This is a genomic window from Gordonia sp. QH-12 (genome assembly GCF_001578675.1).
GTDB lineage: Bacteria > Actinomycetota > Actinomycetes > Mycobacteriales > Mycobacteriaceae > Gordonia > Gordonia sihwensis.
Map to the genome: position 1 here is coordinate 1 of NZ_KQ969304.1, position 15,710 is coordinate 15,710.

A 15,710-nucleotide genomic window follows, 5' to 3' on the forward strand; every position below is an offset into this window, starting at 1 on the left:
AGTGTCCGAGAACACTCCTGCTGTGTTTCTATGTTCGAATCTTACCGATCCCCTCTGACAACGAGCGCACTCATTGGCTGACGAGAGGGGACCAGGAGGGAATGAGAGACTCGCCTGCCCAGCGGGCAATCAGTGCGGGTCAGGTCGAGGACGACGCGCGGGATAGCGCTTCCGCGACAGCCGGGGCTTGCATCATCGCGCGGATCGCGGCGGCAAAGGTCGGGGCTTGAGCGGCCTCGAGGCGATCGGCGAGGTTGAACGGTCTGCCGAGACGGCAATGGTAGGTGATCTGGTCGAGTAGAGCCTCGCGGACGGTGGCGATTGCGTCCCGATGGACGAGCATCAGGAAGTCGTCGGGGGTATATACCTCGTATCCGAGACGTTCGTCGTTCGCCTCGGCGAACCGGTGGAATCCTCGATCGTTGGTGACGACGTATTGTATGCGGCCGTGCTCAGCCGCGGCGTGCAGATGCGCGTCGTACTCATCGGTGTACTCAAACGCCGAGTCGACCTCGTATCCCTCGATCCGACCGTGCACCGCGACTTTGATGATCCGTTGTCGGACGCCGCCGACCTGGTGATCGGAGTAATGCGGGTGATTCTTGCGCAGGTGGTAAACCAGTTCGGCGAGCACATCCTCGGTCCAGCGCAGGTGGAACAGCGGCGGACCTGATCTCGCGGCGAGGAGACAAATCCAGTCCCGAAGTGTTCGCGAATAAAGCACGTTCGCATCCGGCAGCACGTTCGGCACTCCTGAAGTCACTCAAGTCACAATAGATCCCGTGCGGGACAGAGTCGCCGACAGGAGGTGCCGTGTCAGTAGTCTAGGTCCTCCGCCTGCTCGAACTCGCGTAGCTCCCACAACGCTGCCCGCTGTTGCTCACGCAGCCGGTCTCGGTAGGCGAGAACGTCGGACGTGTTCAGTCGAGTGTGGGTGCCGACCTTGTGCGCAACTATCTGTTCATCTCGAATCAGCTTCATCAATGTCGGTCGTGACATGCCGAGTAGGTCTGCCGCGGCGGTGGTCGTCAGCTCATCCGGCATCGATCCCACGGTTACCGTCCCGCCGGCGGCGACGATCCGGAGCACCTCAATAAGGACTCCAGCCAATTCTGCCGGCACCGCCGCACGCAGGGCCGCCAGATCGACTGCACTGGCTTGCGACACTTGGTCTGACGTCACGGTCACTGTGGTCTTTCCGACGCCCCGATCGATCACTGCACTCATCGCTACACACCTCCCAGTCGTTGTCTCGACACTAAACCAGTTGCACTTATAAGTGAAACTGGTTTTCTGCAATCCGACTCTGTCGGGCAGCTGAGCCGCCGCGAGACTAACCGCCCCACACCGCGCGGGCACCGCTGTCGCCGACGAGCACCACCATCACCAGCGAGGCGATCGCCGCTGCGACGACCGCGACTCGCACGACGGCGTCGACGACTCCGATAGTTTTGTCCGACAGCGGAATCCGTTCGGTGACGAATGGATACCGCAGCAGTTGGAGCAGGGCGATCAGCCCGAACAGCGGACCGACCGCGAGGATCAGCTCGTCGCCGAGCTGGGTGTGCTGCTCCAGCTGAGGAGTCGAGCCGACCTTCTTTTCCAATGCCTCACCAGCGGATGTGGTGATCGGCACGGCGATCAACGTGACGAGTGCGAGGATCGACGGGAAGACGCCGAGGGCGATCCGGGCCCTGGGCCATACGGCGATGGCGATCGCCACCAGTGCGGTGACTGGAACCGCGACCACGACGAAATGTACGAGAAGCGGGTGCGCGGGCAGCCCGTTGATGGTGTCCATGCGAGTGAATCTACGGTGTCGGCGGGAACCGGTCAGGACGCGCGGCCGGACTCTACGGAAGTTCACGGGTAACCCTCGGCTCACACTTCTCAGCCCTGCCAAACCTTGCTTGCCGGGACGCTGACCAGCTGCGACCATGGATTCATGACGACGGAGACGAGGCCGACGCCCGACGGCGGGCATGCCGACGAGCCCCACACCGGCGCGCTGGCGAACCGGCTCAACTGGTTGCGCGCCGGAGTCCTGGGCGCCAACGACGGCATCGTCTCGACGGCGGGCATCGTCGTCGGCGTGGCCGCGGCGACCGCCGACCGCGGTCCGATCTTCACCGCGGGGATCGCGGGCCTCGCGGCGGGCGCGGTGTCGATGGCGCTGGGGGAGTACGTGTCGGTGAGCACGCAGCGCGACACCGAGGCGGCGATGCTCGCGAAGGAGAAATGGGAGCTGCGGAACCAGCCCGAAGAAGAACTCGAGGAACTGGCGGGCATCTACGAGAAGAAGGGCATGTCACCGGAGACGGCGCGGCGGGCCGCCGCCGAGCTGAGCGACCGGGACGCCTTCGCCGCCCACGCTGAGGCCGAACTCGGAATCGATCCGCACGAACTCACCAACCCGTGGCAGGCCGCGTTCTCATCGGCGGTGTCGTTCACCGTGGGAGCACTGCTTCCGCTGATCGCGATCCTGGTACCGCCCGCACAGTGGCGCATCCCGGTGGCGGTGGTCGCGGTGCTGGTGGCACTGGCCGCCACCGGGGTCCTCGGTGCGTACCTCGGCAAGTCGTCGCCGTGGCGGCCGACGCTGCGGATGGTGATCGGCGGCGGCATTGCGATGGCGGTGACATACGGCATCGGTTCGCTGGTCGGGACCGCCGTCGGGTGAGGTCGGGCCCTACGTCTGGGACTGCACCGACTGAAGCAGCCCGTCGACCAGCGCGGCCAGGCCCTCGCGATACGTGTCAGCCGAAGTGAGTGACGCCCAGCGGTCGGCGGCCTGTGCGAGTCTCGGTAGTTCGCTGCGATCGAGGTCGGCGAAGACCTGATCGCGGAAGGTGGTGCGGCGGTCGTCCGACCGCCGGCGCGCCGCGGTGGTCTTCACGACGATCTCACCCGCCGTGTAGTACCAGATCGACCGATACCCGCGGACGGCTTGATCGAGCGTCAGGCCGGCCTGCACGAGACCGTCGACGATCTGTTCGACGAACCAGAGAGCCGAGGTCGAGAGCAGATCGTCGGCGGTCAGCACTTCCACGATCCACGGGCAGCCGACGAGGGCCTCGTGGATCGCGTCGGCCCCGGACAGGACGCGATCGCGCGCCCGCTCCGGCGGTTCGAATCGCCGCAGGTTCTGCGCGGCGTAGTCGTCCAACAGCATCACCAGCAACTCGTCCTTGTTCCGGACGTGGTGGTAGACCGCCATCGGCGCGCTTCCCAACTCCGACGCCAGCCGCCGCATCGTCAGGCGGTCCACACCGTCTTCGTCGACGATGCGGCGCGCCGCGTCCAGGATCTCCGAGAGCGATATCCGTGGTGGCCTGCCTGTGCTCTTTCGGGGAACTGAAGGTTGCGCCATGCCCCTCATCATTCCTCAGGGGTCGACAATCGAGGGGCGCGCCGTTAGTTTTTATACATGTACAAAAACAGGATCGGGAAGCCGACGGTGGTGCTCGCCGCGGCCTGCGTCGCTCAGTTCATCGTCGCTCTGGACATGTCCGTCGTCACCGTCGCGCTCCCGACCATCGGGCTCGACCTGGGTTTCGCTCCGCTCGATCTGTCGTGGGTGGTGCACGTGTATGCCCTGGTCTTCGGCGGACTGTTGCTGCTGGGCGGACGCGCCTGCGACCTCTACGGCCGCCGCCGGGTCTTCGTCGCGGGACTGATCGTGTTCGGCGTCTGCTCCCTTGCCGGCGGCGCGGCGCACGCGCCGTGGCAGTTGATCGCGGCCCGTGCCGGTCAGGGCCTCGGTGCCGCGGCGGTGGCACCGTCGGCACTGGCGATGCTCACCGCTACGTTTCCCGAGGGCGGGGCCCGGGTGCGGGCCCTCGGGGTCTGGAGTGCGGTCAATGCGGCCGGCGGCGCGCTGGGGGTGCTCGCGGGCGGACTCTTGACCGAGTACGCCGGCTGGCGCTGGGTCATGCTGGTCAACATTCCGATCGTGATGACGGCGCTCGCGCTCATCCCGCTCGGGGTGCCTGCCGGAGAATCGTCCGCACGGGGTCAGCGGCTCGATTGGCCGGGCGCGCTCGCCGCGACCGCCGTTGCCGTACTTCTGGTGCTCGGCGTCGTGCGCGCCGACACCGTCGGCTGGGGATCAGCGATCACGATCGCGACGCTGGCCACCGCGGGGCTGCTCCTGGCGGGTCTGATCGTGATCGAGGCGAAGTCTGCCGCACCGCTGCTGCGTCCGGGTCTGCTCGCCGACCGGTGGGTCTCGGGCGCGAACATCATCGTCTTCCTGGCAGCTGCCGGGCAGTTCGCGGCGTTCTATCTCGTATCGCTGTACATGCAGAACATCCTCGGCCTGAGCGCGGGGACCACAGGAGTGGCGTTCCTGCCCTTCACGGCCGGACTGATCGCCGGGACCGTCGTCGCCGTCCGCATCACGGCGGCGCACTCGCCGCGAACCGCGCTGGTGCCGGGGGCAGTGGTGGCGGCGGCTGGACTCTGCTGGTTCGCCACGATCGATCCAGGTGGCAGCTTCATGGTCGATGTGCTCGGCCCGTCGATCCTCACCAGCGTCGGTGTCGGCCTGGTCCTGGCGCCGGTCGCGACCGCCGCGACAACCGGCGTCGCTCCGCACGAGGCGGGCATGGCCTCCGGACTCATGAACAGTTCCAGGCAACTGGGCGGTGCAGTCGGAGTGGCAGCCCTCGCCACCATCGCAGCGCACCGATCGGGGACGTCGGTCGACCCCGTGGCGGTGAGTGGCGGCTACGCCCTGGGGCTGGCTGTGGCCGCCGGGTTGTTCGCCCTGGCGGCAGTGGCGGCGATCGTGCTCTTGCCGCGCCGCACGCCTTGGCGGACGCGCACCGTCACGCCGCTCGTGGAGGCCGCGGCGCGTGACCGCAGCGATGCGAACGAGAAGGGCGATACGAACGACAAGAGACTGGAAGGAACACCCTCATGACGATTGACGCGATCGACCTGTTCACCTCGGCCCGGCACGAGAAGCGCACCGACTGCCGTTGACCTCCGGGCGCCGCGATCCGTGGCCGGTACAGGCGGGACGACCGATAATGGGATCGGCAATCGTCCCAACTCCAGACAGGACCCGCATGTACTTCATCGTCGTCAAATTCCAGGTCAAGCCTGACAGCGTCGACCGGTTCCCAGAGGTGGTGGCCGAATTCACTGCGGCCACGCGAGCCGAGCCGGGGAACCTGTGGTTCGAGTGGTCGCGCAGCCTGGACGATCCGTCGGAGTACGTGCTCGTCGAGGCCTTCACCGACGAGGGAGCGGGCCCGCACGTCTCCAGCGACCACTTCGCCGCGGGATTGGAGGCGATGCGCCCGCACCTCGTCTCGACCCCGAAGATCGTCTCCCGTCAGGTCGACGGCGACGGCTGGGACGAGATGGGTGAGCTGCGGATCGACTGAGAACGCCGCGGCCCGCGGCTGCCGGTCCGATCCGCTGCTCACCACTCTCCCGAGCGGAGCCTCAGTAGCCCTTCGAGCGCATCGGCGCGGGGTTGTACAGTCCGCTCACCTGATGCGACCCGTGAACCATCTCGGCGGGCTCGGCGTCGACCACCATCGCGTACCGTTCCAGGCCGCCCCAGTCGCGGCCCCAGTTGTTGCGCAGGTACGTCGGCACCAGCGTGCCCTTGAGCAGTCCGTCGGTGATGCCGAGCGGACCGCCGTTGACGCCCGCCGACCAGGTCTGGCTGTTGCGCTTGGTGGCGTCGGCGTCGGGCATGATGCGCCAGTCCGGGATCTCGAGAATTCCATAGCTGACGGCCATCGGCCGCTGGCACGGGAACACCAGTCCCGGCATCCAGTCGATGAACACCGGGTCGGTCCGCCCGACGACGTCGTTCAGGGTGCGCAGTGCGGGCACGCGCGGCGGCGTGAACGCCACCCATTCGTTGACCGCGGCGGCGTCGTCGAGCACGCTGAGCCGGACCACATCGGCGCGCGGCGGTGCGTCGGCGAACGCGAACCGCATGTTGCGCCAGTACTTCTGCTCCATCGCGTCCACCGGCGTCAGCGCCCGGCCCAGCGGGGTCACCCGGCCGTTCGCCTCCCGGCGGCCGAACTGTGCGGTCAGTTTCCGTCCGGGGGTGAGGGCGCCCAGGCCGTTCACCGCCTCGATCGAACCCGCCGCGGCGACGGTCAGCAGCGGTTTGTCGGCCGGGGCGCGGCCCGCCTCGAAGCCGAGGTCGTACCAGCCGGTGGTCACCGAGTTGACACCCGGCGAGCCGTAGCTGCCGAGCACCGGGGTGGTCGCCGGATCGAGCCCGTAGGGCAGCCGGACGGCGCTGGTGGGTGCCGTCGGCTCGGCGCCCACCGGATTCTGCTCGGTGTCGTCCGTGCCGTTGTCGGCGGTGTCCGCGGTCGCGGCGCCGCCCCCGGCGGTCGGGGGTGCGGTCGCCGGATCGGTGTCCTCGTCGGTTCCGTCCTTCTCCTCCAGCGGATCGATGAACGTTCCGGCCGGGATGCCGTCTCGAGTGAAGCCGACGTTCTGGCCTGAGAGGGCCGCGCGCGGCGTCGGCGCGGGATGTCCGTCGACGGCCGCCGGATGCAGAATCGCGGCGTTCGGATCGTCCTCGACGAGGACGTCGTTGGCCAACCCGCACTCGTCGCCGGTGAGCGCGCGCACATTCGACTTGGCCCACGACCAGCTGTCGCGCTGCACCCAGGCGCCCTTGACGAAGGAGCCGAGCATGAAGACGACCAGCAGGCCGGCGATCACCGGCAACGGCGAGAACTTGAACCGAGCCAAGCCGGTACGGACGGTGCCGGTGCGGGTCGCGTCGTCGACGTAGTCGTCACGGAAGTGGTACCACAGACCCACCGCGGCGGTGAGAACGGCGAAGAAGAGCACGATCCAACTCAGCTTGATCCCGCCCAGGGCCACCGGGCGGTCCCACCAGGGAACGCCGTAGCTTCCGACGTACCACCACATGTTGGTGCCCGCCGCCGACACCGCCGTCACCAGCAACACGGCCGACGCGAAGAATGCGCGGTTGCGCCGCGAACGGAGCAGGGCCGGGGCCATCATCGCCGCCACGCCCGCACAGAGCGCCGCGCCGATACCCGCGTAGATGCCGAAATGGTGCGTCCACTTGGTCGGGGTGAAGGAGGTGAAGAACATCGTGCCGATGATGACGGCGACCAGCCTCCACATCGGAGCCCGCGCGATGCCCTGCGGCGATCGCCTCGACGCGAGCCGGAAGATCGCGATCACCAGCGCCAGGATCATCATCAGGATGCCGAAGCGGCGTGGGAAGGTGCCGTCGCCGGTCTGCAGGATCAGGTAGTAGTAGCGGACCGGTTCCTGCCACCACTGTTCGGTGGGGCCGACCTCGCCCGCCACCTTGTTGCCCTCCAGCAGCGGTGCGAGCGCCTGCGCGTAGAAGATCATGAACAGCACGGCCGTGCCCGCCGCCAGCAGCGGCGCGATCATCGGGAGCAGTCCGTCGCGCCTGCGCCGGTCGACGATCGTCTTGACGATCCCGCGCAGGCCCGCCACCAGGGCGGCCGCCGCCATCAGACCGCCCGGCGCGAGAGCCAGGGTGAAGGCCGCGGCGATCGCGGCGATCGCGTAGGGCAGCAGCCGCCGAGTGGCGATCGCGCGCTCCACGCAGCACCAGGTCAGCAGCGCGCCCACGGCTTCGGCCGGTTCCGGGCGGATGCCGTTGTTGTACGGCATCCAGATGGTGAGGAACACCATCGCGCCGGTCCAGACGGCCGCCGAACTGTTGCGCACCGACCGACCCAGCCGGGGGATCACCTCCCGGCTGATGAGCCACCAGCCGAGCAGACCGAGCAGCAGGCTCGGCAGACGCAGCCAGGGGGTGGCGACCGAGATGTGCGTCATCCACGACAGGACTTGGAAGTGCCAGCCGAACGGGTCCTGCGGGACGCCGAAGTACCGGAAGTAGTTGTCGGCGTAGCCGGCCTCGCTCGTGATCCGGGCGACGGTGATGTTGTAGCCGTCGTCGGAGGTGTTGCCGCCGATCAGCCACCACACGGCCAGGACGAGGAAGACGGCGACGTCGGGGCCTCGGATGGTGAACCATCCGGCGGGGAGGAACCGCTTGTGCCCGCGGCCGTCCCGTGCGTCGAGCACCCCGAGCGCCAGCAACGACAACAGTGTCGCGATGATGCCGACGATGATCGCCGCCAGCTTGAGCGGCGTGGGGGAGTTGATGAAGCGGGTGTCGACGGTCGCGTTCAACGACAGACCGTCGCGTGAGACGTCACGGGGCAGATCGGAGAACACTCCGAGGATCTGCGGCCGCATGTCCGGATCGTCGGTGCGGTAAGACGTGCTGTCGCCGGGCGCGACACCCTCGATCGATGCGGTGACGCCGTCGCCGTCGCCCGTCATCACGAAGCGGCAGCCGGGGTCGCTCTGCGCCGCGGCGCGGTCAGTCGAGAGCAGCACCACGTCGCGCACGATCATGCTGATCGACTTGTCGGTGGCGCGGACGAACAACCCGCGCGCGGTGGCCTGACGTCCCTGCCTGGGCACGGTCGACATCAGGACGCCGCCGTCGGCGGGCAGACTCCGGGCCAGTGAACACGGCACGGAGACGTCCATCGAGGTCGGGACGTACGAGACCATCGGCGCGGTGACGTTGGTGACCGCGTCGTTCTGCGGCCAGTGCAGCTCCGACGTCTTCTGATCGATCGGCAGGATGGGCGTCAGCGCCGCGAGCACGAAGCCGAGCAGACCGGCCACCGCGGCGACCAGCTTGGCGTTGCGGTAGTCGCGCGTCTTCAGCCGACGCAGGCGGCCGGTCGCTCCGGCCTCGGCGGTCTGCGGAGAATCGTTCACGGTCACCGTTTCTTCATTCCCGTCACGCTCGGTCATTTACTCGGCTCCACCCGGATCGACCCGGTTCGCGTCCAGCCCCAGGTGCGCACCGGATCGGTGACGACGGCGGCGGGGACCGCGCCCGGGCTGAGCGGGAACTCCTTCTCCAGCGAGCCCCAGTCCTGATGCCAGTCGTCGCGCAGATACGTCGGGACGGTGACTTGCGACGTGGTGCCCTCGGTGACGGCGAGCAGACCGCCCGAATTGGCGGCCATCCAGGTCTTCGACTGGGAGTTGGCCGTCACGTAGTCGGGCAGGATGCGCCAGTCGGGGACCTCGGCCACACCGTGCCGGATCGCCAGGGGTCGCTGGCACGGGAAGTGCGCGGCCACCGGGAAATCGATCAGCACCGGTGCGGTGGAGCCGACCAGCTCCTGCAGGGTCTGCAACTTGGGGGCGCGCGGCGGCGTGATGCCGATGAATTGCATCGGGCCCAGGTTGGTGTCGGCCAGCACCAGGCGCATCACCTCGGCCTGCGGCGGCACCTGCGTCATCGGAACGCGCAGGTTGCGCCACGGCCGGTTGGGGATCACCGGTCCGGGATCGATCGGAACGACCTCCGGGCCCACTTGCACGAACGAGCCGCCCGGGCCCTTCTTGCCGAACTGGACCACCAGCTTCTGTCCGAAGGTCGGCACGCCGTCGGCGTCGATGGTCGAGACCGCGCCCGCGGTGGCGAAGGCGATCAGCGGCGACGCGTCGCGCGCCGGGAGCTCGTACCAGCCGGTCGTCAGGTGTGCGTTGGCGTTGTACCCGTAGCTGCCCAGCACCGGGGTGGTCTTCGGATCGAGACCGAAGGGCAGCAGCGCCGTCGAGCCGTTCACCGTCTTCGGGCCGACGCCTCCGGTGGTGCCGGCGCCGAGACCGCCGATGATGGCGAAGGGCTTGGAGGTGGAACCGCCCACGTGCATCTGACCGGCGCGGGAACTGCGGGTGTCCGGAGAGAGGTCGTCGGGGATGCCCTCCGGGGTGAACCCGACCGGATCGGCGCCGGTGAGCGCGGCGGTCGGCGACGCGCCACCGGCCGGGGTCAGCATGTTCGCGTTGGGATCGGGTTCGGCGAGAACCTGATCGGCCATACCGCAGGTGTTCCCGGTCAGCGCGTCGACGTTGTTGGAGGCCACGGTCATCGCCGGGTGACGGATGACCACGGCGCGGCCGAAGGCCAGGATGGTGGCCACCACCATCAGGGAGGCGATCACCAGGAGCGGCGTGGACGCGAGGGCGATCCGGCGCTTGTCGGCGGGGCTGTCCGGGACGCCCTCGGCGTGATGGGCGAGCCCCTTGTTGGCGATGTAGTCGTTGCGCAGATGCAGCCAGAGGGTGACGGCGACGGCCACCACGGCCAGCGCGAGCAGGATGGTGGAGACCTCGAAACCGGCGGCCACCGGTGCGATGTTGAACCACGGGATGCCCAGGTTGTACGCGTACGGCCAGGCATTGGTGCCCGCGGCCGCCGCGGCGAGTGCGAACAGCAGTCCCGCGGTCAGCGCGGACAGATTCCGCAGCGAACGGGCGCCGCTCTGTGCGATCGCGATCGCCGCGAGCGCGGCGAGGGCCGATCCGAGACCGGTGAGCACGCCGAACTGGATCGTCCACTTGGTGGGCGTGCCGAACAGCAGCATCAGGGTGACGCCGAAAGCGCCGATCATCCGCCAAGCGGGCGAGGTGGCGACGCCCTTGATGCCGCCTCGGCGCAGGAGCACGGCGGCGACCAGGAACGCGGCGACGAATGTCAGCAGTACCGGGATCCGGCGGGCGAGCGCGCCGTCGGGGGTGCCGACGGACAGGAAGTAATAGCGCAGGAACTCCTGGTGCCACGGCACGATGGGGCCCGTCTGGTAACGGATCTTCATCGCCTCCAGCACGGTCATCAGCGTCTGGTCGCGGAACACGACGACGGCGACGACGGTCCCGGCGGCGGCGATGGGAGCCAAGAGTGCGAGCAGTCCCGATTCGCGCCGGCGGTCGATCAGAACGTGCAGCATCGGGCGTGCGGCGACGAGGAGGATCGCCACACCGACCACGCCCTGGGGCGCGAGTGCGAGGGTGAGTCCGGCAACGGTCGCGGCGAGTGCGGCGGGCAGGATCCGCCTGCGGGTGATGGCCGACTCGGTGGCCCACCAGGTGAGCAGCGAACCGAGGACGATGATCGCCTCGCCGCGCAGACCCGAGCAGAAGGGCAGCCAGAAGGCGAGGAAGACCGCGCCGGCCGTCCACTCGGCCCATGCGTTCCTCGCGACGGCCTTGCCGAAGTGGGGGAGCACCACGCGCGAGAGGATCAGCCACGACGCGACGCCGGCGACGAGCTGCGGAATGTGCATCCACAGGATGGTCGGAGAGACCTTCGCCCACAGGGCGAGGAAACTGTAGTACCAGTCGAACGGTGCCTCGGCGATGCCGTAGAACCGGTAGTAGTTCGACATGTAGCCGGCCTCGCCCGCGGTGCGGCCCATGTTGAGGATGTAACCGTCGTCGGGAGCGCCGGCGCCGAGGAAGGTCCACAGCAGCAGCACGCCGCTGACGACCAGGTCGTAGACCTTGGGACGCAGTCGCGACAGCCGGGAGCCGCTTCGTGCGATGAGGGCGCCGGTGTGGCCGTGGATGCGGTCGAGGCACCAGAGTGCGAACAGCGCGACGAGAGTCGCGAGCACGGCGATCACCATCGCGGCGATCTTGGCCGCCGAGGCGTGGCTCTCGTAACGGTCGTCGATGACGATTCGGGAGCGGATTCCGTCACCCGCGGCCTTCACCTGCGCGGCGGTGAGCGAGGTGAACAGGCCGTCGATCTGCGGGCGCGTATCGGGTTCGAGGATCTTCGCCGGACCGAGACCGACGAACTGCGCGCCCGTCGCGGTCGCGGAGGAGAAGATGTGCAGACGCTCGCACCGACCCGAGGCGATCTCGCCCCGATCGGCGACTGCGGCCAGATTGCTGCGGAACAGAACCGACACCGCGGAATCGGTGGCGGTGACCGTGAGGGCCTTGCTCGCGGCCTTCTGCGCTCCGGGCGGCATCGTCGACAGCACGGTGGTCTTGCCTGCGGGTAGCTGCGCGAGGACGCGGCAGTCGAGGGTGATGTCGACGTCCTGGGCGGTCTGCGCGATGAGCGGCGCGACGACAGACGGGTTGTCGGGATTCAGTGACTGCCCCTGCGGCCAAGAGATGGTGGCCGACGTGGTCGCCACGGGCAGAAGCGGAGTCACGATCGCAGCCACCACGGCGATGAGGCCCGCCACGATGGCGACCCATCGCGCGGTCGACGCCGTCAGCGGGCTCGAAGGACGGTCGGGCTCGGCGTCCGGCGGAGTGGGAGTCGGGTCTGGCACGCCCTATGACGTTAGTCGACCGGGCTCGGAACGGCCCAAACGTGCCGCGGGGCGTCACATCCGCCCGTTATCCGCCCTTTGTCCCGTGCGGTGGTGGCCTGTTCCTCGTCGCCTCTGTTCCTCGTCGCCTCTGTTCTCGTCAGGATCCCGCGTATCCGGCTCCGGGTGTCAGTAGCGGATCGGCGCGGGACTCCACAGTCCGCTCCGTACCTTCTCGCTGTAGTCGATCTGGGCGGGCACCGCGGCGTCGTACGGCGTATAGCGTTCGAGAGCTCCCCAGTCGCGGCCGATGTCGTCGCTCAGGTAGGTCGCGACGGTGTCGGCGCGCTGCGACACCTCCAGCCAGCCGAGCGGTCCGCCGCCCAGGGCTCCCTGCCATGCGCTCACCGCGGCCAGGTCGGCGCCGGGACGGACCCGCCACTTGGGGATCTCGGCGACGCCCGCGTGGAAGTCGAACGGGCGCTGGCACGGCACCACCAGACCCGAGGTCCAGTCGACGTGCGTGGGGTCGGAGCTGCCGACGGTCTGCTGCAGCGTCGTCATCTCCGGCAGTCGCGGCGGAGTGACCACGATGAAATGGTCCTTCGCGAGGTCGTTGTCGGTGGCGACGATGCGGACCGCGGTCAGATCGTCGGGCAGCGACGCGGTGTCGATCCGCACGTTCCGCCACGAGGGCCGCGGTCCGGGGTCGATGAGGCCGATCGAGCCCGTCGACTCGATCGCATCGTCCTTGATCCCCGGCGTCAGGCGGGCGTCGGTGTACTCCAGCCGCAGATTCCGCGACGGGAACACGCCCGCGGCAGACAGGGTGATCAGCGGGCGGCTCTTGTAGTCGGCGGGCAGCCGGTACCAGCCCGAGGTCAGCGACGACGGCGTCTGCTCGTCGGCGTCGTAGCTGCCCATCACCGGCGTGCGGGCGGGGTCGAGCTCGAACGGGAGCTGGGCGTGGCTGCCGTTGACGCCCGCGGTCTCGGTGGTGCCGCCGCCGGTGCCCCCGCTGTTCGCGATGAGTAGATCGGGGTCGTAGGCGGCGTCCCGGGCCAGGACTCCGAGCGAACCCGAAGAGGCCTTCGTCTCCACCTCGTCGGGGATGCCGTCCGGCGTGAAACCGGTGGTCGGACCGTTGTCGGAATCGGAGTGCGTCGGCGATCCGGCGAGCGGGTCGGCCAGCGAGGCGTCGACCGGTGTGAGCTGGAAGCGACTCGGATCGGTCTCCACCAGGACTTTGTCGGCCATCGCACACGGGCGGCCGGCGAGGGCGGCGAAATTCGATCGCGGCACCGAGAAGGAGTCGCTCTGATGGACCCCCGCCATCGCGGCGGTCGCGATGAGGAAGACCACCAGGACGCCCGCGACGATCCCGAGCGGGGCGGCGGCGATCACGTGGGTCGCGGCGCCGGCCGAGCGGCGCAGCCGTGACGGATGAGCGGGCGGAGCCGGGTGCGGATCGGTGCCGGTGAACGGTTCGCGGAAGTGGAACCACAACGCCAGGCAGAGCAGCGCCAGAGCCGCGTAGAGCAGGATGTCGCCGAGCGGGACGCCGGCGACCATGACCTGCGAGACGCCCCACGGCATACCCCACGCCGAGGCGTAGTAATACGAGTTCGGTGCAGTCATCGCGAGCGCGGCGACGAACAGGACCAGCGCACCGAAGATCGTCCGATTGCGGCGCGAATGGGTGGCTTGACTGCTCGCGGCGATGGTGGCGAGGGCGGCCAGTGCGGCAGCCAGTCCGGCGAACACGCCGAAGTGATGCGTCCACTTGGTAGGCGTGAACATGAGGAACAGCAGCGAACCGAAGGTGATGCCGACGATGCGCCGCGCGGGTCCGAGCGCGGTTCCGGGAATGCGTGACTTGCGGATGAGGACCGCTCCGGCGACCGTCATGCCGAGCACCATCGCCAGAACCGCGAAGCGCCGGGCGATGCCGCCGTCGGCGGAGAACGCGAACAGCGACGAGTAGCGATCGATCTCGTTGTACCAGTTCAGCGACGGTCCGAGCGCGGTCTTCATCTTCGACGCCTCGCTGAACGCGCGCAGCGTGAGATTGGAGAAGACCACGAAGATCACGAAGGTGCCCGCGGCGGCGATCGGCGCGAGCAGTGCGGCGTAGGCCTGGAACCGGCCGCGGCCGGTGAGTGCGGCGACCTCGATCGCGCGGCGGCGCAGGGCCAGGAACATCGGGCGCGCACCTGCGACGAGGGCCGCGATCGCGAGCACGCCGGTGGGCCCGGCCGCGATGCTGAACGCGCCGGCCGCGCAGGCCACCGCGGCGGGGAACAGCCTGCCGGTGGCGATGGCGCGTTCCACCGAACACCAGGTCAGCAGGGCGCCGAGGCAGATGATGGGCTCGGGCCGCAGGCCGTTGTTGAACGGGAACCAGGCGACCAGGAAGACCGCGGCGGCGGTCCACGGCACGGCGGGGCGGATGCGTGCGGCGCGTCCCAGCCGCGGTATCACCTCGTGACTGATGATGAGCCAGCTGACGATCCCGCAGGCGAGGGCGGGCAGCCGCATCCACGGGCTCGCGACGCTCACGTGGCTGAGGAGACCGAAGACCTCGTAGTACCAGCCGAACGGTGATTCGGGCGCGCCGAACCACCGGAAGTAGTTGGCGGTGTAGTCGCTGTTCTGGGCCACCCTCGACATCGTCATGAGGTAGCCGTCGTCGGAGGTGTTGGGCCCGATCATGTGCCAGACGGCCAGCAGCCCGATGACGGTGTAGTCGCGAGGGTTCAGCCGCCACCAGCGTGCCGGGAAGATCCGGCGGTGCCCGCGGCGGTCGGTGGCGTCGAGCCGGGCCAGCGCGGCCAGCGAGATGAGCGTGCAGAGCACTCCGACGACGATGGCGATCCACTTGGTGATCGTCGGCGCCGTGCTGTAGCGGGAATCGATCACCATGTGGGCATCGAGACCGTCGAGCGTCGACGCCGGGCCGGTGAGCTGGGTGAACAGCCCGGTGACCTGCGGACGCTGGTCGCCGCCGGGGATGTTGCCGGATCCGGTCGCGGCCTCGAGGGGCTCGCCGGATGCGGTGCGCAGGCCGGTGAAGGCCGCGCTGACCTCGTCGGAGGTGGCGCGGACCCGGATCTGTTCGCATGCGCTGGAGCGCACCTGCGACAACGGTGCCGACAGTATCGGAATGTTCCGGGTGACGACCTCCACGCTGGGGTTCTCCGAGCCGGTGACCCGCACGAACAGTCCGCGGTCGGTGGCCTTCGGCGCAGAGGGCGAGGTCGTCGAGAACAGCACCGTCTTTCCGGCGGGCAGGGAGCCGACCGCGGAGCACGGAAGGTCGACGCTCAGGTTGATCGGTGCGTAGGAGAACAGCGGTGCCGAGACCGATTCCACGACGCCGTGCTGCGGCCAGCTCACTTCCGCGACAGTCTGCTTCACCGGGAGCAGCGGGGTGGCCAGAGCCAGGAGGACGCCCAGTGCGCCGGTGACGATCGCGGTTATCTGGGCGCGTCGGACGGTGAAAGCTGGCACAGGTCGTCATCCTAGCCCGGCGGTTCGCGGTGCCCGCCGCCCCGCCGCCGCGCG

At 68.8% G+C, this 15,710-nt stretch carries 10 protein-coding genes; 3 read left to right on the plus strand and 7 right to left on the minus strand.

Going from position 1 to position 15,710, the window contains the following annotated elements:
• Window positions 1-139: 139 nt before the first annotated feature.
• The 3 genes from Y710_RS16605 to Y710_RS16615 all read right to left on the minus strand — a co-directional run bounded on the left by Y710_RS16605 (window position 140) and on the right by Y710_RS16615 (window position 1,801).
• A complete protein-coding gene (locus Y710_RS16605) occupies window positions 140-763 on the minus strand; it encodes a PIN domain-containing protein (RefSeq protein ID WP_039867707.1) in 624 nt (207 codons plus the stop codon).
• 53 nt (window positions 764-816) lie between these two features.
• Entirely contained in the window at window positions 817-1,227 is a 411-nt protein-coding gene (locus tag Y710_RS16610) for a helix-turn-helix domain-containing protein (RefSeq protein WP_006897118.1), read from the minus strand.
• A 106-nt stretch (window positions 1,228-1,333) separates the two neighbouring features.
• Window positions 1,334-1,801: a DUF2231 domain-containing protein gene (locus Y710_RS16615; protein WP_006897117.1), complete on the minus strand. Its 468-nt coding sequence runs from the start codon at window positions 1,799-1,801 to the stop codon at window positions 1,334-1,336.
• 144 nt (window positions 1,802-1,945) lie between these two features.
• Between Y710_RS16615 and Y710_RS16620 the strand changes: the two genes are divergently transcribed.
• Window positions 1,946-2,680 (plus strand): VIT1/CCC1 transporter family protein, encoded by a 735-nt coding sequence (locus tag Y710_RS16620; RefSeq protein WP_062367965.1) that lies wholly within the window; start codon window positions 1,946-1,948, stop codon window positions 2,678-2,680.
• A gap of 9 nt (window positions 2,681-2,689) precedes the next feature.
• Here the strand turns inward: Y710_RS16620 and Y710_RS16625 are convergent, their stop codons facing one another.
• Window positions 2,690-3,370 carry a TetR/AcrR family transcriptional regulator gene (locus Y710_RS16625; RefSeq protein ID WP_062367966.1) on the minus strand — a complete coding sequence of 227 codons (681 nt, stop codon included), beginning with the start codon at window positions 3,368-3,370 and terminating at the stop codon, window positions 2,690-2,692.
• A 57-nt stretch (window positions 3,371-3,427) separates the two neighbouring features.
• Between Y710_RS16625 and Y710_RS16630 the strand changes: the two genes are divergently transcribed.
• Together Y710_RS16630 and Y710_RS16635 are read left to right on the plus strand one after the other, a co-directional pair.
• Window positions 3,428-4,924, plus strand: coding sequence for an MFS transporter (locus Y710_RS16630; RefSeq protein WP_062367967.1), 1,497 nt, complete (start codon window positions 3,428-3,430; stop codon window positions 4,922-4,924).
• 148 nt (window positions 4,925-5,072) lie between these two features.
• A complete protein-coding gene (locus tag Y710_RS16635) occupies window positions 5,073-5,393 on the plus strand; it encodes a putative quinol monooxygenase (RefSeq protein ID WP_045539212.1) in 321 nt (106 codons plus the stop codon).
• A gap of 61 nt (window positions 5,394-5,454) precedes the next feature.
• Here Y710_RS16635 and Y710_RS16640 read toward each other — a convergent pair whose 3' ends face one another.
• From Y710_RS16640 to Y710_RS16650, 3 genes are all read right to left on the minus strand, one after another.
• Window positions 5,455-8,835, minus strand: a complete 3,381-nt coding sequence (locus Y710_RS16640) for an arabinosyltransferase domain-containing protein (RefSeq protein WP_231875773.1) — start codon at window positions 8,833-8,835, stop codon at window positions 5,455-5,457.
• Complete coding sequence (locus Y710_RS16645) at window positions 8,832-12,167, minus strand: arabinosyltransferase domain-containing protein (protein ID WP_045539210.1); 3,336 nt, start codon at window positions 12,165-12,167, stop codon at window positions 8,832-8,834. The genes Y710_RS16640 and Y710_RS16645 overlap by 4 nt, the downstream gene beginning before the upstream one ends.
• Before the next feature lie 168 nt (window positions 12,168-12,335).
• Window positions 12,336-15,656: an arabinosyltransferase domain-containing protein gene (locus Y710_RS16650; protein ID WP_062367968.1), complete on the minus strand. Its 3,321-nt coding sequence runs from the start codon at window positions 15,654-15,656 to the stop codon at window positions 12,336-12,338.
• Between the last annotated feature and the right edge of the window lie 54 nt (window positions 15,657-15,710).